This window comes from Streptomyces sp. NPDC016677 (assembly GCF_055562815.1).
The window spans coordinates 1-1,155 of sequence record NZ_JBVHEO010000050.1 but is presented as its reverse complement, the minus strand read 5'-3'; the positions used below and the strand labels follow the sequence as shown (position 1 = coordinate 1,155).

Annotated in this window: 1 protein-coding gene; it reads right to left on the bottom strand. The window is 69.6% G+C overall.

Translation table 11 applies throughout. The features are described 5' to 3' along the window. Nucleotides 1-1,155, bottom strand: a 1,155-nt coding sequence (gene xylA / locus ACZ3IG_RS36220) for a xylose isomerase (protein ID WP_467437491.1), incomplete at its 5' end; no start/stop codon positions are given.

The window sequence follows — 1,155 nt, the reverse complement described above, 5'->3', positions numbered from 1 at the left end:
TCAGCCCCGGGCGCCGAGGAGGTGGTCCATGGCGAGCTGGTCGAGGTGTTCGAAGGCCATGCCGCGGGCGGCGGCGGCTTCCGCGTCGAAGTCCTCGTACGCCGACCGGTCGGCGAGAAGGCCGGCCAGGCCGTCCTCGGCGGTGGGCCGGGCCAGCTGGTCCAGCCGGGACGCGGCCAGGGCTTCCTGGACCTGCGGGTCGGCCCGGAAGGCCGCGGCCCGCTCCCTGAGGATCAGATAGTTGCGCATGCAGCCCGCCGCCGACGCCCACACCCCGTCGATGTCCTCCGTCCGCGGCGGCTTGAAGTCGAAGTGCCGGCACCCCTGGTACCCGGCCGTCTCCAACAGATCCACCAGCCAGAACGCCGACCGCAGATCCCCCGCACCGAACCGCAGATCCTGGTCGTACTTGATCCCCGACTGCCCGTTCAGATCCAGATGGAACAGCTTGCCCGCCCACAACGCCTGCGCGATACCGTGCGGGAAGTTCAGCCCCGCCATCTGCTCGTGCCCCACCTCCGGGTTCACCCCGAACAGCTCCGGACGCTCCAGCCGCTCGATGAACGCCAGCGCGTGCCCCACCGTCGGCAGCAGGATGTCACCACGCGGCTCGTTCGGCTTCGGCTCGATCGCGAACCGCAGGTCATACCCCTGCTCCGTGACGTACTGGGCGAGCAGATCGAAAGCCTCCTTCATCCGCTCCAGCGCCTCCCGCACGTCCTTCGCCCCGCCCGACTCCGCGCCCTCACGCCCGCCCCAGGCCACATACACCTCGGCACCCAGCTCCACAGCCAGATCGATGTTGCGGACCGTCTTGCGCAACGCGAACCGCCGCACGTCCCGGTCGTTCGCGGTGAACGCCCCGTCCTTGAACACCGGATGCGTGAACAGGTTCGTCGTCGCCATCGGCACCTTCATGCCCGACGCGTCCAACGCCTGCCGGAACCTCTTCACCCGCGCCTCACGGCCGGCCTCGTCCGCACCGAACGGAATCAGATCATCATCGTGGAACGTCACCCCGTACGCGCCCAGCTCCGCCAGACGCCGCACCGACTCGACCGGATCCAGCTCCGGCCGGGTCGCGTCCCCGAACGGGTCCCTGCCCTGCCAGCCAACGGTCCACAGACCGAACGTGAACCTGTCCTCGGGAGTGGG